This window comes from Archangium sp. (genome assembly GCF_036389735.1).
Lineage (GTDB): Bacteria > Myxococcota > Myxococcia > Myxococcales > Myxococcaceae > Archangium.
The window spans coordinates 1-21,161 of the sequence record NZ_DASVWK010000396.1 but is presented as its reverse complement, the minus strand read 5'-3'; the positions used below and the strand labels follow the sequence as shown (position 1 = coordinate 21,161).

Here is a 21,161-nt window from a genome sequence, read left to right as displayed (position 1 = left end):
GGGGCCGCACCTGCACTTCGAGGTGCGCAAGCCCATCGACGGCAATCAGGTGCGGACACTCCCCGTCCGGTTCAAGACCGAGCAGGGAGTGGGAGTCCCACTGGAGAAGGACAAGCACTTCACCGCCGTGCGCTGACTACGGCACCAGGCCCCAGAACCTCGCCGCGTAGTACGACGAGAAGAGGTTGTAGTCGGCGAAGTACGAGGCGACCGTGCCGCCCTGGTCCACGTTGGTGCCCGGGTCGACCGGGAGGGCGTGCGCGCCGCCCGTCATCTTGTACGTCTCCACCACGCTCGTGCCCGCGGCGTTCTTGTACACGGCGTGCGCGTGCGTCCGGACCACCTCGGAGACGTCCGCCACCTGGTCCACGCCGTTGACGTGGGTCCACTGCTCCATCAGCTCGGTCATGTTCTTCACGTTGACCGTCAGGTCCGAGTCACCCTGCCAGATCATCACCCTCGGGCGCCGGCCGGTGTAGCCCGGGTGCGCGTTGCGCACGAAGTCTCCCCACTGCGCCGCCGTCAGGTTCACGCGGCCCTGCTGGCACGAGAGCGCGCTCGCCTGCGAGGCGCAGTTGTACGCGACGCCCGCGACGATGGAGCCACCCGCGAACACGTCCGGGTAGGCCGCCAGCTCGACCGCCGCCATCGCCCCGCCCGCCGACAGGCCCGTCACGAACACCCGTGTGCCGTCCACGGCATACGTCGCCTTCACCTTGTCGACCATCTGTTTGATCGACAGCGCCTCGCCCTGGTCGCGGGTGTTGTCGCCCGCGGCGAACCAGTTGAAGCAGGCGCTGGCGTTGTTGGTGAGCTGCTGCTGCGGGTAGACGACGTAGAACTTGTACTTCTCCGCGAGCTGATTCCAGCCGGCGTTCTCCATGGCGGCGGCGCTCTGTGAACAGCCGTGGAGGGCCACCACCACCGGCGCGTTCGTCGGCATGGCGGCCGGGACGTAGGTGAACATCCGCAGCGCGCCCGGGTTGGTGCCGAAGCTGGTGACCTCGGTGAGCGCGGACGTGGTGCTCCCCAACGTCTCCGGCTCCTCCTCCACGGGGCCACCGCAGGCTCCTCCGAGGGTGCCCAGCATGGCCATGACCGCGATGGATACGTACCTGCTCGAGTTGTGTCTCATCTTTCCCTCATGTCTCTCAGGGCCCCAGGAGGACGCCCGGGTTGAGGATACCCTGGGGGTCCAACGCGCCCTTCACCGCCTCGAGCGCGAGGGCGAAGGGCTCGGGGCGCTCACGGTCGTACCAGGGGCGGTGCAGCCGGCCCACCGCGTGGTGGTGGGTGATGGTGCCGCCGTGCGCGCTGATGGCCTCGCTGGCGGCGCGCTTGAGCTCCATCCACTGCTCCAACTGGCCGCCGGGCCTCGCCGGACCAATGAACGTGTAATAAGGAGCGGGCCCGTCCGGGTACACGTGGGTGAAACGGCAGCTCACGAGCCCCCCACCACAGACGCGCTCCAGGGCCCCGCGCATGGACTCCAGGATGGCACCGTGGAGCGTGTCGAAGCGGTCCCACGTGCAGGCCGTCTCGAAGGTGTCGGCGATGACGCCGAGGCTCACCATCACGTTCTGGAGGTACGGGGCCTCGATGAAGGCCGAGCGCCAGCTCTCGGCGACTCCCCCGGCGCGCGTCTGGCCGGGTTCGTCGGCGCGGTAGCGGGCCCCTTCGCGGCACTCGCCCCCGTGCGAGGCGGTGAGGGCGAGCGCGCGCTCCATCCAGGCGTGCAGCGGGTGGTCCGCGGACTCGAAGGCGAGCACCAGCACACTGGAGCCATCCCCGGCCACCCCGTTGACGAAGGACTCCTGTGCGTCGAGCAGGCGGCAGTTGGAGGGGTGGAGGCCGGACTGCGACAGCTCGCGCACGGCGCGCACCGCGGAGGAGAAGTCCGCGAAGTGGACGCTGGCACTGGCGCGGAAGCGGGGACGGGCCTGGAGGCGCACCCAGGCCTCGGTGATGACGCCCAGCGTGCCCTCGGAGCCGAGCACGAGCCGGTCGGGCGAGGGCCCCGCGCCCGAGGCGGGCAGCCTGCGCGTCTCGTACGGGCCGCGCGGGGTGAGCATGCGGGTGGACTGCACCAGGTCGTCGATGTGCGTGTAGAGCGTGGCGAAGTGGCCGCCGGCGCGCGTGGCGATCCACCCGCCGAGCGTGGAGAACTCGAAGGACTGGGGGAAGTGGCGCAGGGAGAAGCCGTGGGGGGCGAGCTGGGCCTCGAGCACGGGGCCGGTGGCACCGGCCTGGATGCGGGCGGCGCGGGAGACGGGGTCCACCTCCAGGACGCGGTCCAGGCGGCGCATGTCCAGCGACACGGCCCCGCGGAACCCGTCTCCGATGGCGGCCTCGACGCCCCGGACGACGCTGGTGCCTCCGCCGAAGGGGATGAGGGCCACGCGCTGCTCTCCACACCAGTCCATGACGGCGCGCACCTCGTCCTCGGTGCGGGGGTGGGCGACGAGGTCCGGCGCGGAGGAGAAGTCCCCGTGGAAGCCTCGGACGAGGTCCCCATAGCCCTTGCCGTAGGTGTGCGCGGCCCGGTCGTCGTCGTCGGCCGAGAACAGCTCCGCGAGGGACCCGGGCGGGGCGAGGCGGGAGCGGGGGACGCGGTGCGCGGTGGGCTCGCGGGGCTCCAGCGTGGGGCCGCCGAGCAGCGCGGAGACCTGCTCGGCGAGGGAGCGCCGTGTCTCGATGTCGGGGAACTTGTCCGCGTAGCCCCAGCCCCAGATGCTCGTCGCGCGAGTGCTCATGGCGCGTGAGCGTACTAGAGGGCGAAGACCTCCACGCTGCGAATACCGAGCCGCACCAGCCCGGTCCCCGGTCGCCGCTCCACCACGTGGGCGGCATCCTGGAGGCCCAGGGTGCTCAGCTGCCTGCGCACGCGGTGGATGTCCACGTTCAGCTTGTTGTCATCCGTCGCCAGCATCCGGCACAGCGTGTCCCGGTCCACCCAGCCCTGCTCGGGCTCGGGCCGCCCGTGGTCCTTCAGCCGCAGCCGCGCCAGCGTGGCCAGCAGGTAGTGGTAGGAGCGGGGCGCCAGCACCTTGTGCTCGTTGCCGTGCACGACCGTCACCACGACGTACTCCTCGTCGCGACTGATGCCGATCTTCAGGTGGACGACGTCCAGGTTGGGCCGCTCCCCCTCGAGCGTCTCCGTGCTGACCGTGGGCAGCTCCAGCACCCACTCCTGGTCTCCCAGCCGCAGCCGCTCCTGGTCGGTGACGTGGCGTTGCTCGTGATTGAATTCGAGCATCCAGCGCCCGCTCCCGTCCTGGAAGAGGCTGGCCAGGGGCGCCTCGTCGTCGGGCAGCAGCAGCAGGGAGCCCGAGAGCTCGCGGAGCTCCTGGGTGGCCACGCGACGCGCCCGGACCGCCGGAGGGCCGGGGTCCACCAACTGGAAGCGCGTGCCCCCGGGTCCCAACAGGAAGGACTGTCCCGCTTCCAGCGCCACGCGCTCTCCGGAGGCCAGCTTTCGTCCCTCGAGGAAGGTGCCGTTGCGGCTGCCGAGATCTCTCAGCTCCCAGCCCTCTCCGCGCCAGTGCAGGCTGGCGTGCTCGCCGGAGACTCGCGCGTCCTCCAGCTTGACGTCACATGCCGGGTGACGCCCCAGCAGACACCGGCTGCCGAGCGAGAATCGCTGTCTGTACTCCGTCCGCTCGAGAATACCCATGGTGTGTGAAGTGCCGTCGGAGACCGCGTTTGCGCGCATGGTAGCCTTCCTTCGGTGCCCGACACACCCAGCGCCAGCACCTTGTTGACTGGCTACCTCGACGAGTGCCGCGCCCTGGTGGTCGAGGAGATCCGCCGCCTGGTGCCCGCGGATCGACCGAAGGCCGCCTTCCTTTATGAGCTGATGCTGGAGTACCCCCTGCGTGAGGCCAAGGGGTTGAGGCCCGCGCTGTGCATCGCCACCTGCCGGGCCCTGGGAGGGACGCTGGAGGCGGCGCTGCGGCCGGCCGCGGCGCTCGAGCTGTACCACAACGCCTTCCTCATCCATGACGACATCGAGGACGAGTCCCTGCTGCGACGGGGCCGGCCCACGCTGCACCACCTTCACGGCGTGCCGGTGGCCATCAACGTGGGCGATGCCATGCTCGCCCTGTCATTACAGCCGCTGCTCGACAACATCGGTGTCATCGGCCTGGGGCCCTCGCTGCGCATCCTCCAGACGGTGACGCGCATGGCGCGCGAGTCCGCCGAGGGGCAGGCCCTGGAGCTGGAGTGGATCCGCCGGGGCACGTGGGCGCTGGAGGACGAGGACTACGTCCACATGGTGGAGCAGAAGACGTGCTGGTACAGCTTCATTACACCCGTGAAAGTAGGCGCAATCGCCGCCGGGCAGGAGGCTCGGCGCACCGAGGTGCTGGCCGAGTTCGCCCGCTGTCTGGGCATCACCTTCCAGATTCAAGACGACGTGCTCAACCTCAGCGGTGAGCCGGGCGCGTACGGCAAGGAGCTGGGCGGGGACCTGTGGGAGGGCAAGCGCACCCTCATGCTGCTGCACATGATGCGCCACGCCAGCCCGGAGGAGCGCGCCGAGGCCGAGCGCATCCTCTGCCTGCCTCGCCCGAGCGCCACGCTGGAGCCCCTGCTCGAAGGGCTCGTCGCGCGGGGAGAGCTCACCCCCTCGGGGCGGGAGGAGTTGCGCCGCGCGTGGGCCCCGCCGTCCCCCCCATTAAAGGAGAAGACACCCGAGCAGGTGCGCTTCCTGCTGGAGCTCATCCACCGGCATGGGAGTCTGGAGTACGGCCGGCAGGTGGCGCGGGAGTGGTTGCGGCGGGCCGAGCGCGCCTTCGCCGAGTGCGAGGCCGGGTTCCTTCCTTCCGTGCATCGCGACCTGTTACAAGCGCTGCTCTCCTACGTCCTCCACCGTGTGAAGTAATGGCCGACTCCGGCGCTCCTCCGCCCCTCTTCGACTTCCTGCGCTCGCAGGCCCTGGTATTCGAGGAGTTGCGGCGCATCCAGGCCCTCCTCGTCGAGCACGTGAGCCCGCCCGCGGAGCCGGAGGCACCGGGGACAACGGAGGTGCTGCGGCGGCTCCAGGGCCTGTTGCTCCAGCATCCCCTGGCGGCCCAGGCGGCCTTCTCCGCGCTCGTGGCCGAGGGCCGGCGCTTCGCCACCACGTCCGAGGGCGCGGCCTGGAAGAGCGCGCTGGCTGGCTCGGAGTTGGTGCGCAATGGCCGCCAGTTGTGGGACGCGCTCGCGCTCAACCTCCTGGAGGAGGACGCATCCACGGTGGTGCCCTCCACCTACCTGGAGGCCCTCTTCCAGGCGGCGTCCTCGCCCGAGCTGGAGGCGCTGGTGCGCCAACTGCGGGACGCGATGGGAGACCTCCATGGCCCTCCTTGAGGGGCTGCGCGGTGACTTCGACGAGCACGACGCCTTCCTGCACCTGCTGCTGGGACTCGTCTCGCTGTCGCGCCGCTTCGAGCCTCTGCTGCCACCGCCCGCGGACGGCGCGCCCGTTCCGCCAGCCGAAGCACCTCATGAGGGAGATGAGCGTCTGGTGTCGCTGTTGCTCGGGCTGGTCTCGGTGCGCCGCACGGTGATGGGCACCCTGGAGCCCCTCCGGGCCGCCCACACGCCTCCCGCGAGCACGGACGTCTCCGAGGCCCGGGCGCGGTCACCACTGCCGCGCGACCTGCTGCGCTGAAGCACCCCGCCACATGGTCCCTCCCCGGCCCGACCCGAAGCGACTCGCCGCGATGCTGGCGGGCACCGATTACTTCCGACGCTCGCCCTCGCGCCTGGGCGGGCGGGGCGAGCACAAGGAGTGGCAGCACTTCATCGTCCATGCCGAGGGGGTGGACCTGCTCATCAACTTCAGCCTCGTGGACGAGCCCCAGCCGGGTCGGCTGCTGCCGGTGGAGGTCGCCCGCCTCATCGTCCTGGCGCACGGCGAGGGCTGGGACGGGGATGTGGAGCGCTTCGAGGAGGTGGAGGTGCGGGTGGAGGCGGGGCGGATGGAGGCCCGCTTCGGCCACAACACCTTGCGCTTCGAGGAGGGCGTCTGGCGTCTGTCGATGGCGTTGCGCGAGCGCCCCGTCTCGGCCGAGCTGGAGCTGGTTCCCCTCACGCTCCCGGTGCTCTCGTCGCGGCACCGCCTCGCGCCCGAGCGGCCCATCTCCTGGCTCTTCCTCCCGCGCCTGGAGGCGAGGGGTACCCTCACCGTGGGCGGGCGGACGGTGCGGGTGGAGGGGGCCTCGGCCTACCATGACCACAACTGGGGCCACTTCCGCTGGGGGGATGACTTCAGTTGGGAGTGGGGCTCGGTGCTGCCGGGGCAGGCGTCCAGCCCGTGGAGCGCGGTGCTGGTGCGCATGGCGGACCGGGGCCGCACCGCCGCGCGCTACCAGGCCCTCTTCCTCTGGTACGGCGGTGAGCCGCTCCGGGTCTTCCGCGACGAGGAGCTGCACGTCTCCGCGCCCTGCTGCTTCCAGCCCGGGCGCTCCTTCAGCCTGCCGCGTCCCCTGGCCCTGCTGGCCCCGGGCTCGGCGGCGGACCTGCCTCGCCGGCTGGAGGTGCGCGCACGGGGAAGAGGGGACGAGCTGGTGCTGACCTTCGTGCCCGAGCGGGCCGCCCGGCTCCTGCTGCCCGCCGAGGGCTCGCTGGAGCGACTCACCACCATTCACGAGGTGCTGGGCCCGGTGTCGTTGCATGGGCGGGTGCGTGGCGAGTCAGTGGACCTGGAGGGGCCCGGTGTCTTCGAGTTCGTCCGAGGCTGAGGGCCTGGTGGCCACGCTGCTGGCCGAGTCCTTCACGGTGCTCGTCCGGGAGCAGCCGGAGGCCCACGCGAGGATGTGCGCGCGCCTGGAGGGACTGTCCGTGAGGGTGACGGTGGACGAGGAGCGCTTCGCCGTCGACTTCACCTCGCGGCGTGCCCGTGTCCGCGCCGTCAGGGGGGATGAGTCGGCGCGGGTCTCCACCCACCGACGCACGCTGCTCGACGTGCTGGACGACCGGCAATCCCTCACCGAGGCGGTGCTCGCGGATGCGGTGGCGGTGGTGGGGCCGCTGGACACCCTGCTGCGGCTCCACGAGGGTTTGCTGCTGTACGTGCGGGGCGCCGTGCGTTGTCCAGGCTTCGCCGTGTTGTTGAAGCGCTTGCGAGAAGGCTGCTCACGGGGGGCATGATCGCGCTCATGGGTGAGAAGACCGACAAGAGCCATGGCAGGGTCTACGTCTACGGAGGAGGCGTCGCGGGCATGACGGCGGCCCACGAGCTGGCCATCCGGGGCTTCGAGGTGCACCTCTACGAGCGCCAGGAGGCCCTGGGGCCCCAGGGCATGATGGAGATGCCGGCGGTCGGTGGCCTGGCTCGCACCCAGTACTTCGCCCTCGCCGAGGAGCAGAAGCTCTACTACCACGTGCGGAAGGAGCCTGGAGAGGAGACGCTCCCGGTCGACGCGGACGAGGAGCTGCGCAGGGCCATTCGAGAAAAGCTCCTCGGAGACGTCAAGGACCTGAACGCCACCCAGGTGGGCCTCCCGCGAGGCCAGGGCCCCAAGTCCCACGACTACTTCCCCGTGTTCTGGCTCGAGTACAAGCAAGCGGATGACGGCTCTTTCGCGCTCACGCCCCGCTCCGCGCGAGAACTGAGGGAGGCCGCCAGGAGCATCAAGCTCTTCGCCAAGGCGGGATACTTCCACACGGAACTCGGCACCCCGTGCGACATGAAGATTCTCATCCAGTCCTTCTCCGACCCGGCCCAGGTAAAGCTGGAGGATGGGGTGATGGTGCTCGGGGGAATACCGACCGATGTGGACAACCCGGCACCCAAGGAGCGAGCGCATGGGCAGCTGGCCCTGAAGACCCAGGAGCGCCTCAAGGAGTTGCTCGGGCCGCCGCTCGCGAACGCGGTGGAGATCTACGACGAGAAGGAGGGAGGCCCGCTTCATGCCTCCTCCTGGTTGGGCCTGGCCCCCGTGACGCGAGACTGGGTGCGCGTCATCGCCTACCGGCGCCAGCTCCCCGGAGAGCACGGCTACCGCTTCTTTCCTTCGTTCTACCGCCATGTCTTCGACACGATGGAGCGCATCCCGCGCTACGACGTCACCGGGCGGGCCGAGGGGGGCTCCGTCCTGGAGAACCTCGTCTCCCTGCCGCAGATCGGCCTGTTTGGCGAGACGAGTGCTCCCTTCCTCTTGAGCTGGGATCCACCCCGGGTGGGGGACGTGCTCTCCCGGGCCGAGTACGGGCTGAGCCACATCGGCAACCTGCGCATCACCTCCCAGGACCTCATCCAGTTCTCGCTGCGCGTGATGCGCTACCTGACGACGTGCTCGCAGCGCCGGGCCGCCGAGCTGGAGGGGCTCTCCTGGTGGGACTACCTGGAGGGCTACGAGCCGAGGAACGGCTCGCGCCTGTACCATTACAGCGACGCCTTCAAACGCCTGGTGCGGTCCTCGAGCCGGGTGCTGGCGGCACTCGACGGCGGCCACGGGGATGCGCGCACCTGTGGCAATACCTATGTGCAACTGCTGACCGAGGCGCTCGTCCCCACCTCGCGCAACAACTGCACCCTGGACGCGCCCACGAGCGAGTCCTGGTTCTTCCACTGGCGCAAGCATCTGGAAGAGCTGGGCGTACGCTTCTTCTGCGGCGAACTCCAGAAGCTGGAGTTGGAGGGGAAGCGCCTCTTCGCCCGGGTGCATTGTCCCTTCGAGCCGAATGAGGAGGATCGGCTCCAGGTCCACGGGGACGAGCAGAAGGTGGGCAAGCCCATCTACTTCGTCGTGGCCACGGACCTGCTCTCCGCCGAGAAGGTGACGAAGAGCCTGACAGGGGGCGTGCCCGAGATGCTCCGGAAGCAGGTCCGTGAGGTCGCGGTCGACAAGGATTCACCCCGCGTTGTCGAGAGGGACCCCGAGACGACGCACCCCCGGAATCCGTGGGACCGGCTCCAGACGATCTCCGGCATCCAATTCTTCTTCGAGAAGCATGTGAATCTCTTCGACGGCTATCTCTACTGGCTGGACGCGGAGTGGGGGCTGTCGGCCATCTGTAGCCATCTGGTGTGGAATGACCGTCCGCTCGACAAGCTCAGCGCCTACCAGTCCATCTTGAGCGTGGACATCGGCGACTGGAACACGCCCTCGAGGCGGTTGAAGAAGGCGGCCTGGGAGTGCACGCCCAAGCAGCTGACGCAGGAGGTGCTCCACCAGCTGCGCCAGGGGTTGCGCTCGCGCGGGCCCGACGAGGAGCCCGCCGACGCCGTGCTGCCGGATCCCGACTGGGTTCACATCGACGAGAGCCTCGAGTACAGCCGGGACAAGGACAAGCCGACCCTGTTGAGGAACAAGACGCCCTACCTCGTGCCCATCGTCGGGGACTGGCGGCACCGGCCCGGTCCCGAGCCGTGGGATCCCACGCCCCAGGCTCCGCCGTCCGAGCTCTGGGATTCGTCTTCTCCGAAGCACCTCTGGCAGGCCGCGCACGGAGGCTACCCGGTGCACCACGGCCGGCTCGTCTTCGCGGGCACCTGGCTCAAGACGTTCACCCGGCTCACCACCATGGAGTCGGCCAACGAGTCCGCCCGACATGCGGTGAACGCCATTCTCGACCACTGCTCCGTACACCAGAAGGGCCGGGTGTTGCGGCCGCCGCGCCCGCGCTCGGCCCAGGGCCCCTCGGCCTCCCATCCCTACGAGAAGGGCCTCTTCCCCACCACGCCCTTCGGGGACTACTGCCGCATCTGGAATCCCGAGCGCAACGAGCTGCCGGACCTGGAGCTGCTCCAGCGGCAGGACGAGAAGAGCTTCCTGGAGGGCCGCCCCCATCCGTGGGACACGTGGGGCCTGGAGCTGATTCCCTCGCTGCTCACGCGGGTCCCCGGCTCGAGGGATGCCTTCGACACGGTGATGCGCGTGGTGGGTGGGTTCGGGCAGAAGGTTTCGCCTCAGGCCACCCACGGGCTGCTGGCCGTGCTGCGGCACCTCCGGATGACGCTGGAGCGGAACCGCCCGCCTCAGTCCCGCTGAGGAATTCCTGGCACCAGCGCGGCCGCGAGTGCCTCGGGACGCACGACGCCTTCCGCGTGCATCCACTCGCGGGCCCGCTGCTGGAGCGCCCGCCCCTCGTCTCCGCCGAGCAGCGCGCCCAGCTTGTAGCGCGCGGCCTCCCGGTAGAGGGCCATGTCCTCCCGGTCGAAGCCCTCCACGGCCTCTTCCAGCCGCAGCCGGGCCTCAGGTGCGTTCGCTTCCAGCCAGGCCAGCCCCGCGCGCAGCAGGCAGCCGATGGGACGCGCACAGCCCAGCGCGTCCTTCTCGATGACGTGGAGCTGGGCACGCACGTCCGCCAGCAGCGCCGGCCGCCTCCAGCGCGGGTCCACGCCCTCGGGAGGCTCGGTGCGCGAGTCGAGGAGCGTGGCGGCGGCGGCCAGCGCGGCCCGGGCGCGCATGTGCCGCAGGTTGAGCCCGGTGGTGCGCAGCGCCAGCATGAAGGAGCCGCGCAGGGGGGCCCACTGCTCCAGCACCGCGTTCCACGCCGGCCAGGGCTCGTCGCGGTAGTGCGCGGTGTACACGGTGGCGATCAGGTTCGCGAACTGCTGGCGGCGGTAGGCGTTCTCCGGCCACTCGGACGTCCTCGGGGACTGGGCGGTCAGGGCCTCCTCGGCGCGCGCCCGGGCCTCGTCCGCCCGGTCCAACGCCAACCACGCCACCACCGGCTCGCCGAGCCACGCCTCGCCGCGCGCGTGCAGGTCTCCCCGTTGGCGGGCCTCGTGCTCGAAGGACTCCAGGCGGGCCGCGAGCTGTCGCAGCTGGCCCCGCATGGCCAGGGCGTGGTGGTGGAAGATGGCGAGGGTGACGCGCTCCCAGGCGCTGCCGGGACAGTGCTCGCGGAAGAGGGTGTCCCCGCGCTCGCCGGCCTCCACCACCTCGCGCCAGAGTCCAAGGGTGTAGCCCCGGTTGGCCAGGGCCAGGGCGTACCAGGCCCGGTCATACGGCGAGCCCGTGCGCTCCACCCGCCGCCGCACCCGCTCCAGGAGCCGTCCGGCGATGGCCTCCATCAACCGGCCGCCCAGGTGCAGCTGCATGGTCGCTTCCAGCGCCAGGGCCCTATAGAGGTGGTCCTCGCCCAGCCGCCGAGCCTCCAGCAGGTGCATCGTCCGGAAGGCATCGGACAGCATGGGGTTGACCATCACCCAGCTCGTGGCGGCCGTCCACAGCACCTCCAGCCGGTGGCGCTCCTCCTCGGGGGGAGGCGCGGCGGTGGGGGACTCCAGGTCCAGGCGGCGCGTGAGGAAGAGCAGCCGGCGCCAGGTGGCCGCCCACACCGCGGAGAAGAAGGAGCGGGGGATGGGAACGCGCAGCGCCCGCAGCACGGCGTGCATCTCGCGCCAGCCCTCGTCGAAGCGACCGCTCTTGAGGTACTGCTCGGCCGCCCGGCGCTGGAGGTCCCTCACCCGAGGCAGCTCCAGCGCGCCGCCCAGGGCCCGCGTGGCTTCCTGGTAGTGGTGGGCGGCTTCCGGCGCCTGCCCCAGGTTGGCGTGGGCCTCGGCGAGCCGCTCCAGGAGGCCGGGGCGATCCGCCTGCTCGCCGAGCAGCTCCAACGCCTTGCGGTAGAGCGTGGCGGCGTGCGCGAAGGCGAGGGCCTGGGCGGCCCGGTCCGCGGAGCGCACGGCGTGACGGCCCGCGAGGAGTGGCTCTCCGGCGCCCTCCCAATGCAGGAACAGGGCCTCGTCGTCCTCGGAGCCACGCGCGGCGAGGGCCTCGGCCACGGCGCGGTGCCGGCGCGTGCGGAGGGCTCCCGGCATCGCGTCGAGCAACGCCTCGCGGATGCGGTCATGGTAGGCGCCGAGGCCCGGCTCTTCCTCGCCCGGCACCTCGCGCAGCAGGCCCGAGTCGCGCAGAGAGCCCACCAGCACCCGGCCGCCCTCGTCCAGGCCCGCGGCCCGCAGGGCGACGCCGCGCGCGAGCGGGCGCCCGGCCAGGGAGGCGACTTCCAGCAGGGCGCGCTGCTCCTCGGGGAGGGCCTGGATGCGCTCCAGCACCAGCCGGGTCACGTCCACCTGGGCCCCGAGGGTGCCGGGCCCCCCGGGGGTGGCCTGGGCGCCGACATGGTGCGCCAGCTCGCGGGCGATGAAGGGGTTGCCCTCGGACTGGGCGACGACGGCGCGCACCTGGGGGCTGGTGTCCTCGGAGCCGAGCAGGGCCGAGGCCAGCGCGCCCACCTCGCGGGGGGGGAGGGCCCCGAGGACGAGCTCCCGCGCCTGGGCACCTTCGCCGGGCCGAGCCGGGGCCAGCAGGCGGCGCAGCAGCGGGCTGGCGTCGAAGCTCTCATCGCGAGAGGTGAGGATCAGCAGGAGGGGCGGAGCGGGGGAGCGCAGCAGCTCCTCGAGGAGGAGGGCGGAGTCGGCATCCCCCCACTGCGCGTCATCGATCCACAGCACGAGGGGGCGAGAGCCCCGGGCGAGCTGCGCGAACAGCTCGCGGAGGGCCTGGGCGCCCTGGCGGCGCAGCTCGGTGGCGTCCGGGAGCGGCTCGAGGGCGGGCCCCTGCTGGAAGGCGGCGAGTCGCCCGAGGACGGGGAAGAGCCGGGCGAGGACGGAGGCGCGCGCGGGCACCAGGGAGGAGGACTCGGAGAAGGGCAGGGCCTCGAGGTGACGGGCGAGGGCGTCGATGGAGGCGTCGAGGGCCTTGTAGGGGACGCTCTCCTGGGGGTGGCAGCGGCCCTGGAGGACGAGGGGCGAGCGGCCCGGCGGGTGGGCGAGGAAGTGGCGCACCAGGGTGGACTTGCCGATGCCGGAGGGGCCGTGGAGGTGGAGGGTCACCTGTTGGCCCTGGTCGGCCACGTCGGCGAGGGCGCGGGTGAGCACCTCCAGCTCGGGGGAGCGGCCCACGAAGAGGGAGCCGGGAGCGGTGGAGGCCAGGGGCGGAGCGGACGGGGTGGAGTCCGGAGCCAGTCGGGCCAGACACGCGACGGCACCCGGGCGCGACTCCGGCGCGAGCGAGAGCAACTCCATGGCGAGCTGGGCGAGGGCCTCGGGGACGTGGGGGGCGAGCTCGAGCACGGGCGGGGGGAGCCGGTGCACCTTGTGCTCCAGGGGGCTGCCACCGAGCACGGCGAAAGGGGGAGCGCCGGTGAGCACCTCGTAGAGCATGGCCCCGACGGCATAGAGGTCGGCGGCGGGAGTGACGGGCTCACCCGTGACCTGCTCGGGAGCCATATAGGCGGGGGTGCCCACGGGGCGGCGGGGGCGGGGGGCCTCGGAGGTGGGGGCGTGCTGGCCGATGGTGAGGCCGAAGTCGAGGAGGACGACGCGCTCCTGGGGGGTGACGAGCACGTTGGAGGGTTTGACGTCCCGGTGGACGAGCCCCGCGGAGTGCAGGGCGTGGAGGGCCTGGAAGAGCTGGACGAGTCCCCGGCACAACCGCTCCCAGGAAACCTCCTGGCCGGCCGACGGGGCACGCGGGTCGAAGGGGACGGGCCCCGAGTCGAGAAGCTCCAGGGACTCGGTGCTGGGGGTGGAGGCATCCACGGTGGAGCCGCGCACCCCATTGAGGGCCAGCTCGCCACGCGCCCAGTGGAGGAAGTCCACGCCCTCGATGGCCTCCATGGTGAAGAAGCAGCAGTCCTTCTCCGCGAAGAGCTCATGGAGCTGGAGGAGGTTGGGGTGGACGAGCCCGGCGCGAGCGCGGAACTCCTGCTTGAGGCGGTAGAGGGCCTCGGCGGCGGGGAGGCGCAGCGTCTTGAGGGCGACGTCGCGGGAGGTCTCGCGGTCGAGGACGCGGTAGACGCGACCGGTGGCCCCCTCGCCCAGGAGCGCACGCACCTGGAAGCGGTTGGAACAGGCGAAGGAGGCAGGCGAGCTCATGAAATGCATATTCCGCGTCATGGCCGGCTCTGGGAAGAGGAGACAGCGAAGAGGGAGTGGTTCGTGAGCGACATACATGGGGGGCGCCCGTTGCTGGACCAGGCCATGGCGCTGGCGCTGTTGTCCTGGCGGGTGCACGTGTTCGAGCCCGCGCGGCTGTTGAAGCGACTGGGCCTGTACGTGGTTCCCACATGGGGGGCGGCGCTGGTGCCAGGAGTGCCGGGGGGAGGAGGCCGACACCTGTCGGAGCGACACCTCGAGCCGGTGCTGCTCCCGGAGGAGCCGACGGGCTACCAGGAGGTGCGCGAGTTCGACCGGCTGGCGAGCCTCTACGAGGCGGTGGTGCGCCCGTTCTCCGAGCCCATCATCGACGAGGTGGTGGAGTTGATGCGGCCCCTGTCACCGCGCGCCCGGGTGTTGGACCCCTCGGTGGGACCGGGGGGCTCGGCGTTGAGACTGGCGCGGCTGCTACCGGAGGGCGAGGTGGTGGCGGCGGACCTGTCACGAGGCATGGTGGAGACGGCCTGGAGGGCGGCGCGGAAGGCGGGAATCCCCAACATGGCCTTCTTCCAGGCGGACGTGGCGCAACCGCCCGAGGCATTCGAGGGGTACTTCGACGCCATCGTCTGCTGCCTGTCCTTCCACCACTACCCGGACGGACCGGCGGCGGCGCGAGCCTTCCGCAAGGTGCTGGCACCGGGGGGCAAGGCCTTCGTGGCGGACCCAGGGCCCAAATGGTTCGTCGAGCTGGCCCGGCCCCTGTCGGTGCTGGCCGACCCGGGATTCGTGCGTCACCGCACGGGCGAGGAATTCCTGAGAATCTTCACGGAGGCGGGTTTTTCCTCCGTGTCTTGGATTGAAGTGTTGCCAGGGATTGGCGTCACCGTCGCCTCGGTATAACCGCTGTGTAATTGCGTGTAATCGCGGTCCTGGTGAATGCTCGGCGGGAACCGCTTGAGTCTTGCTCAGACAGCAGCGGCTCTCTTGCATCTGCGAGGAAGCTCTTCTCGCGTCCGAAAAGGAGATGTTCCCCATGTCTTGGAAGCTGGCCCGTCTCGACGAGATAGCGAAGGCGTTCCCGGATGCGAAGCTGCAGGGCACGGACATTCGCATCAACCTGGTGGAGGGCTCATACGAGCTGCCGAGCACCCAGAAGCTGGATGCGCTGACCTTCGCATTCAATGCGTCCGCCAAGGGGTTCATCGAAGGGTATGACGCTCCGGCGGACGTGGACGCGGCGGGGGTCATCGGGACGGTGGGAGGCGGGGAGGGGGCATCGCTCGCACCTCCGCTCGTTTTCGGCGCGGAACGGGCCTGGTTGAAGTACGCGGTGGAAGCTCGGGTGAAGGCGGACCTCGGCGTGGAGCTGCCGTATGTCTCCCTGGAGGGGAGTGGCGATGTCCGCGTCCTCCTGGCGGACTACCACCTCCACACCCAGCAGGAACAGGCGCGCCAGGCGCTGGCGCGCAGTGCGCTCAAGCTGCGGTTGCCGTTGCTGCCCGAGTCCATCGCTCAGCTCAAGGTGAACGATGCCATGAGCTTTCAGGCGCGTGGGACGCTGAAGGCCACTGTCACCCTGTCCTGGTCGGACGTCTTCACCACCAACATGCGGGCGCTGACGGAGCTGCTGTCGGCGAGCACGCTGGTGGCGCTCAAGACGGAGGTGGGGGCGACCCTGTCCGCGACGCTCGCGCTTACGGATGACTACGTGGTCATCTTCTCCCGGCCGGAGGATGGCCGGGTGCGGGTGCAGGTGAAGAAGACCGTCGCTCGCGAGGCGGGAGGCGCGGCCGGCTTCAAGGTCGGGGTCGGAGTCGCGGATCCTGAGGCCCTTGCCCTGCAGCTCAACAGCGTCCTCTCCGCGCTGCTGGCCACACCCGTGGAGCAGTTCGAAGGACTGTTGGACAAGCTGGCGGCCCACTCCATCTCGCCGGACGAGCAGAAAGTGCTTCACCTTGTATTGGATCGGCTCGGCCTGGAGGATCTGGAGGCCAACCCGGAGGCCCTGCGTCAGAAGTGGAACGAGCGCAAGGAGAAGTTCAACACGCAGCTGACGGAAGCCGTGACGCAGAAGGTCGAGGCTGGCTTTACCTACGAATACATGCGTACCCGGGAGACGACCACTCTGCTCTCGGCTGTGTGCACCGATGAGCAGGCGAAGGCCCTCCATCGGCTGTTGCTCGTGGGGAACCTGGCGGGGGCCATCCAGCAGATTCAGCAGGACGGCATCACGCTGGAGCAGTGCCTGCTCCAAGACCTCACCCGCAGGACCCAGGCCTGGGGGTTCACCCTCAAGCTTGGGAAGTGGGAGATCGGCGGTTCCGACAGCAAGGAACTGAAGGAAGTGGTGCAGCGCAACAGCCTGGAGAAGAATGCTCCGCGGCGCATCTCCTTCCTGGGCGTGCGCAGCTACAAGGGGACCCTGCTCAAGCCCTACTCCTTCTGGACGACGGACTTCAAAGCGGACATGGCCGAGTTCCGCCCGGAGCCGACGGTGGCGGATTTCGACTTCGGTCTGTACATGCTGCTGCGCGGCGAGTCGAGGAAGCTTGATGAGAAGGAGCTGCGCAACGCGGTGGACGAGGCCATCGTCTGGCGTGTGCTGGATGACGCGGACGAGGAGGAGGTCATCCGGCAGATTCGCGAGCTCGCGGGCGACGGGCCCCTGGAGACGCGGGTGGAGTTGAAGTTCGGAAACGGGACGATGAGGGACATCTTCGAGCATGCCGGGACCCCGGTCGCGGAAGAGGTCTTCGCACGGGCGCTGGCCCGGGCGCTGCCGTGGTACAGCGTGCCCTGCCGCGACCGGCCGGCGATCCGTGAGTCCGTGTATGCACCGCTGTGGAAGGGCTATTTGGAGCAGAACTGGTCCGCCGCCAAAGCCGCCAAGGCCGCTGCCTCGTTGCTGACGAAAGAGCCGCTCGCCGGGCACTTCGCTTACGTGGAGGGACAGCTTGGTGCGGGTGAGCTGACCTTCGCGGAAGTCATCCAGAAGAACGATGGGACGATTGGCAAGTGGCGCGACCTGTGCAAGGGGCTGGAGGATCTCCACAACGGGAACAAGCGCCTGCCCTCCGTCATTCGTGAGTCCTTCAAGCAACTGGCGCCCATGTGGGGCAACTCGTTCCACTTGAAGGCCTCGGGCGCGTTCTTCCTGGGGATGGCCATGCGGAAGGCGGGTGGGCTCGCGGCCGTCGAGCGCACCTTCACGGTCGTCACCCCGAAGGGCACCCAGCTCGTGTTCACGAAGTCCCGGAGCTGAGCTTCGCACGGAAGGGGGCACCCTTCCGCTCTTCTGAGTTCATTACCGGCCCTGCTGGGGAATTCCCTAGCAGGGCCCAGGAGTATCGTCTTGATTCGTCTATTGCCTCGACTGACAGGTGTTTCGCAGTGGCACTTCGCAGTTCTCTCGCTCTTCATCTGGTCTGCTGCGAGTTCCGCGCAGGAACGCGGTGGCGCGCAATTGCAAGGCGACGCAAGTCAATTGAACGTCGCCCAGCAGGTCCAGATTGAACAGATCAAAGAAAACCTGAATGGGGTCGAATCGGACCTGCGGGTGCTGCGGACTGAAGCTGTGAAGGCCCAGAATGTACTCAACACAATCGAGGCATTGGAGAAGAAGAGTCTCGACGAGCCGCGACTGCTCAGCCTTTTTGTGAAGCTCAACGAGATCACGAACGCGTTGGCGCAGCAGGTGGGAGCGGGTACTCGGCCGGGTCTCAACCAACTTGTCGAAGTGACGCAGGTCTTGACCGAGGTGAGCCAACTCACGAAGGGATTGGTGCCCAACTGGCCCGCGCTGCCAACGAGTGGGGAAGAGGTGCGGGCGGTACAGATCGAGGTCTATGCGGATGACGGTATCCGATACACGAGCAAGATTCCCTGGGAGCAACTCTTTGCTCTCCGCAACCTTGACCTTGCTAATGAAAAAGAGCCTGTCATCGCGGAACATGTGAAGTCCCTGCAGCGCACGCTCTCATCCATTACGGTAGAGGCAATCGCGCAGGACACCGATGCGTTCAGGGATGCGGTCAAGGCGGCCTGGTCAGCCGTGCAGGGTCGCATCAACTCCGCCCATGACGAACGCGAGAAGAGGAAGAAAGATCTCCTAGAGAAGTTGAATGAACTAGGCTCCAGTCAGCTTCAGACAGATAAGCTTCTGATCTGGGCCATCATCGGGATGATCTTCATTCTCTTCTTGATCTTCCTGTCCGCGATCAAGGTTGCGTCTCCGGAGACCCAGCGGCTCATCTTTAGTGGGCGCCTGCTCGTGGAGTTGGTGGGAATGGCCTTCCTGCTCCTCACGATCATCATCCTTGGCACTGGCGCGAAGATTGACCGACCCGTTCTTGGTGCGCTGTTGGGCACGGTTGGCGGCTACATCTTCGGGCAGCAGGTCGGTCGCGCCACTCGCGAGGAAAGGGACCAGAAACCAGAGCAGCCTGGGGTTGGTCCCAAACCGCCTGACGATGTGACGCAACAGCTGAAGAATGCGGCTGAGGCCATCAAGATGGCACAATCCGCCGATACGCCCCCTGCCGATATGGCGGTGCGGCTGAAGGAGGCACTCCAGTCTATCGAGAAGGCACAGTCCGCCCAGGGTAATAGCAGATGAGCTTGGTTCGGTAAGGCTCGTTCCTGGCGCTCTGTCCCTCGGAGTTGTCCACCTGCTCAAGGGTCGGGAGCCTTTGGCTCTCCCGGCCAGTCCGGCGGCATCGGCCGCTGGGGGGCCCTCGGCTCCTCGCGCAGCACGGGCAGCGGGAACGAGAAGGGCTTGCCGTCCGACGCCTGCGTATGCCCCGTCACCTCCGCGGCGCCCAGGCCCTGGCGCTGCGGCTGGACGGTGGCCTGGGGGTCGCTCGCGGAGGCCTTGCCCGCGTGGAACACCGCGAAGCGCGTCAGCACCGCGCCCGCCGTGCCCAGCAGGGCTCCCGCCACCTCCATCCACTTGCGCCGGCCCGGCCACACGCCCAGCACAACACGCGGTGTCCATCGCCTCCGAGCCCGCCTACACTGAATCCAGATGCTTGGCTTCGGAGAAGAGGGAGGGCGCATGCCGGTCTGGAAGCTCATCGGGGTCGTGCTCATGGTGCTTTCCAGTGGATGTGGCCATGCCACTGGCCATACTCGCGAGGCATCCGAATCCCAGCGGGTGGAGCGCCTCTCGGTCGACGAGCCAGAGGATGGCGTTCGAGTCAAGGGCAGTACCGTCGGTGCACGCATCAATGCGCTGATCGCGAACGGGCAGTTCGCCGAGGCGGAGGCATTGATCGCCGAGGCATCGGCTGGGAGCCTGCTCTCTCAAGCGCAGGCGACGGAGAAGCTGCGACAGATCGCGCAGCTGAGCACCCGGGTAGGGCAGCTCCCGGCTTCTCTCCAACGCGCGAAGGATTTCCCTTCGCAGCTCAAGGACTCCACCCTGTTCGAGATCAAGCAGATGTTGCAGCGCAAGAACTTCAGTCTGGCGACGGAGTCCCAGTTGAAGATGGTCAAGAAGCTGCTCGAGGATCCAGATCGGGTCATGGAGAAGATGGGCACGGTGAGGTGAGCCATGACGCACCTTGAGCTCGAGGAGTTGGTCGCGAAGTTTCGGGAGGCCCGGCGGGAGGCCGAGGCCAACATGGGCAACCCGGAGCAATTGAAGTTGCACAGGGAGCTGGCCGAGGCTTGCCCCGCGTTCACCCAGAACCTCCTCTTCCTGGCCTGGCGGCTGTTGCGGTCCGAGGAACCCGGGCGGCAACTCGAAGACCGGCTCGCTGAAATCCAACGCCTGTTGGAACTGGCCGTCCTGGGCTCGTACCGGAGTGCTCCCGCCGTCGTGGAGCTCGGCTACTTCCTGGACACCTATCGCAACGCGCCTCATGAGGCCGCCAGGCTCTATGAGGAAGCGGGTGCCAAGGCCTTGGAGACGGTCAGGGACTCCTGGCGGGGATTGATTCGATACTGGAACGACGAGCGCACGAAAGAGACCCTGGAAAAGGCGCTGAAGCTCGGTGAATTGGCGGAGCGGTTGTTCCCTGCCTACACGCCCCTCATGCTTGAGGTGCTCACGACGAGGGAGTACGCGAAGCTCGACGGCCTGCTCGCGACTGGAACGCCCGAGCGTTGAGGAGCGCCGCCGTTCGGCTCAAGGCGTGGGCGCCGCCGGCTCCCCTGGCCAGTCTGGCGGCATGGAGCGCTGAGGGCTCCTCAGTTCCTCACGCCCCCTCCCGTTGTGCCCAGCAGCGCCCCGGCCACCTTCATTCACTTGTGCTTGCCCGGCCACATGCCCATCACGAGTGACGCCGTAGTTGCACATCGCCACCCCGGAGGCTTGACGGGTACACCCAGTGTTCCGTGTACTGGTGACACCACGGTTTCCAGCCCACGCGGCTTGCTGGGGAGGTGTGGCGTGCCCACCCGTCGTGTTCGTCCACTCCCAGCGTGCGCCCCGCTGCGCTCCTGGTTGGGAGGTTGGTTCCTCATCATTCTGGTGCTCCACGCCGGGTGTGCCGCGCACGCACCCCGGAGTGGAGCAGTGTCGTCCGCGGACTTCGGGGAGGCTGTCGTGTACGACGTGGACGTGCTCGTACCGGGCACCGTGGCCACACGACCGGTGCCCATCGGCAGGGCCGAATTCCAGCGCGCGGTCCAACGGCTCGCACGCGCTCCGCGACTCGCGGGCATGCCCCCCCAGGAGGCCGCCCGTGAGCTGCTGAAGTCGCACCCGGAGCTGGAGGGCGAGTGGCTGGTCGAGGCATCCCGGGGCCGTGTCCTCACCCTGGTGCCCCTGGACGAGGGCCCCCTCTCCCCCGAGGCCGACGCTGCTCTGCGTGGCAAGTACAAGGGCTGGTGCGAGCCGCGCGGCGGGGAGGACTGCCTGGGCCTGCTCGACGACGGGCCCTACCTGCGTGCGGACGACAGACGCACGCTGGCGCTCGCCCTGTCCTTCGGCTCGGTGCTGGACGAGACGCGCGAGGCCCTGGGGCGTGAGCTGAGCCCGAGGGCCCTGCTGGGCTCGCTCATGTGGGCCATCGGCTTGTACTTCGGAATGTGGCTGTTGCCCGAGCCCGCCACCAAGGGAGTGGCCGCGGTCCTGACACTGCTGCTGGTGGGGTGGCTGGGCGTGGACACGGTGTATGGGCTGGTGGACGGGTGGGCGCGTCTGGCCAACAGGGCTCACGAGGCCACCACCTTCGCCGAGCTGCGCGCGGCGGGCGAGGAGTACGCCAAGGTGCTGGGGACGGATGCGGCGCGGGCACTGGTGTTGGCGGTGACGGTGCTGATGGGGCACACGGTGCGGGAGGTGACACCTCTGGTGCGCTCACTGCCGGGCTACGGATTGGCGAGCGCCCAGGCAGAG

16 protein-coding genes and 1 pseudogene are annotated in these 21,161 nt (G+C 69.1%); 12 read left to right on the top strand and 5 right to left on the bottom strand.

What is annotated here, in order from left to right; genetic code table 11:
- Nucleotides 1-136: 136 nt before the first annotated feature.
- Genes VF794_RS14150 through VF794_RS14140 form a run of 3 tightly spaced genes read right to left on the bottom strand, consistent with a single transcriptional unit; the run spans nt 137 to nt 3,712 of the window.
- Nucleotides 137-1,135, bottom strand: coding sequence for a PHB depolymerase family esterase (locus tag VF794_RS14150; RefSeq protein WP_331110634.1), 999 nt, complete (start codon nt 1,133-1,135; stop codon nt 137-139).
- Nucleotides 1,136-1,151: 16 nt separating this feature from the next.
- Nucleotides 1,152-2,753: an FAD-binding oxidoreductase gene (locus VF794_RS14145; RefSeq protein ID WP_331110632.1), complete on the bottom strand. Its 1,602-nt coding sequence runs from the start codon at nt 2,751-2,753 to the stop codon at nt 1,152-1,154.
- Nucleotides 2,754-2,767: 14 nt separating this feature from the next.
- Nucleotides 2,768-3,712, bottom strand: a complete 945-nt coding sequence (locus tag VF794_RS14140; RefSeq protein WP_331110630.1) for an FHA domain-containing protein — start codon at nt 3,710-3,712, stop codon at nt 2,768-2,770.
- A gap of 15 nt (nt 3,713-3,727) precedes the next feature.
- On the opposite strand from VF794_RS14140, the gene VF794_RS14135 reads away from it, so the two are divergent.
- Genes VF794_RS14135 through VF794_RS14110 form a run of 6 tightly spaced genes read left to right on the top strand, consistent with a single transcriptional unit; the run spans nt 3,728 to nt 9,983 of the window.
- Entirely contained in the window at nt 3,728-4,885 is a 1,158-nt protein-coding gene (locus VF794_RS14135) for a polyprenyl synthetase family protein (RefSeq protein ID WP_331110628.1), read from the top strand.
- Nucleotides 4,885-5,352, top strand: a complete 468-nt coding sequence (locus VF794_RS14130; protein ID WP_331110626.1) for a hypothetical protein — start codon at nt 4,885-4,887, stop codon at nt 5,350-5,352. The genes VF794_RS14135 and VF794_RS14130 overlap by 1 nt, the downstream gene beginning before the upstream one ends.
- Nucleotides 5,339-5,656 (top strand): hypothetical protein, encoded by a 318-nt coding sequence (locus VF794_RS14125; RefSeq protein WP_331110625.1) that lies wholly within the window; start codon nt 5,339-5,341, stop codon nt 5,654-5,656. Before VF794_RS14130 ends, VF794_RS14125 begins: the two co-directional genes overlap by 14 nt.
- Before the next feature lie 13 nt (nt 5,657-5,669).
- Entirely contained in the window at nt 5,670-6,728 is a 1,059-nt protein-coding gene (locus tag VF794_RS14120; RefSeq protein ID WP_331110623.1) for a hypothetical protein, read from the top strand.
- The gene (locus VF794_RS14115) at nt 6,703-7,137 is read left to right on the top strand and encodes a sterol-binding-like protein (protein ID WP_331110621.1); all 435 of its coding nucleotides are present in this window, start codon (nt 6,703-6,705) and stop codon (nt 7,135-7,137) included. Before VF794_RS14120 ends, VF794_RS14115 begins: the two co-directional genes overlap by 26 nt.
- An 8-nt stretch (nt 7,138-7,145) precedes the next feature.
- Complete coding sequence (locus VF794_RS14110; RefSeq protein ID WP_331110619.1) at nt 7,146-9,983, top strand: NAD(P)-binding protein; 2,838 nt, start codon at nt 7,146-7,148, stop codon at nt 9,981-9,983.
- Here the strand turns inward: VF794_RS14110 and VF794_RS14105 are convergent.
- Nucleotides 9,971-13,819, bottom strand: coding sequence for a serine/threonine-protein kinase PknK (locus VF794_RS14105; RefSeq protein WP_331110617.1), 3,849 nt, complete (start codon nt 13,817-13,819; stop codon nt 9,971-9,973). The two genes, VF794_RS14110 and VF794_RS14105, sit on opposite strands and share 13 nt — an antisense overlap.
- A gap of 63 nt (nt 13,820-13,882) precedes the next feature.
- On the opposite strand from VF794_RS14105, the gene VF794_RS14100 reads away from it, so the two are divergent.
- From VF794_RS14100 to VF794_RS14090, 3 genes are all read left to right on the top strand, one after another.
- Entirely contained in the window at nt 13,883-14,719 is an 837-nt protein-coding gene (locus VF794_RS14100; protein WP_331110615.1) for a class I SAM-dependent methyltransferase, read from the top strand.
- 133 nt (nt 14,720-14,852) lie between these two features.
- A complete protein-coding gene (locus tag VF794_RS14095; RefSeq protein ID WP_331110613.1) occupies nt 14,853-17,081 on the top strand; it encodes a hypothetical protein in 2,229 nt (742 codons plus the stop codon).
- 90 nt (nt 17,082-17,171) lie between these two features.
- On the top strand, nt 17,172-18,434 hold the full coding sequence (locus VF794_RS14090; RefSeq protein ID WP_331110611.1) for a hypothetical protein: 1,263 nt from the start codon (nt 17,172-17,174) through the stop codon (nt 18,432-18,434).
- 56 nt (nt 18,435-18,490) lie between these two features.
- On the opposite strand, the gene VF794_RS14085 is transcribed toward VF794_RS14090, so the two are convergent.
- A complete protein-coding gene (locus VF794_RS14085) occupies nt 18,491-18,796 on the bottom strand; it encodes a hypothetical protein (RefSeq protein ID WP_331110610.1) in 306 nt (101 codons plus the stop codon).
- 76 nt (nt 18,797-18,872) lie between these two features.
- Between VF794_RS14085 and VF794_RS14080 the strand changes: the two genes are divergently transcribed.
- The 3 genes and pseudogenes from VF794_RS14080 to VF794_RS14070 all read left to right on the top strand — a co-directional run.
- Nucleotides 18,873-19,367, top strand: coding sequence for a hypothetical protein (locus tag VF794_RS14080; RefSeq protein WP_331110608.1), 495 nt, complete (start codon nt 18,873-18,875; stop codon nt 19,365-19,367).
- 3 nt (nt 19,368-19,370) lie between these two features.
- Nucleotides 19,371-19,928 carry a hypothetical protein gene (locus VF794_RS14075; RefSeq protein WP_331110606.1) on the top strand — a complete coding sequence of 186 codons (558 nt, stop codon included), beginning with the start codon at nt 19,371-19,373 and terminating at the stop codon, nt 19,926-19,928.
- Between the two features lie 408 nt (nt 19,929-20,336).
- Nucleotides 20,337-21,161: pseudogene (locus VF794_RS14070) on the top strand (hypothetical protein); the annotation flags it as partial.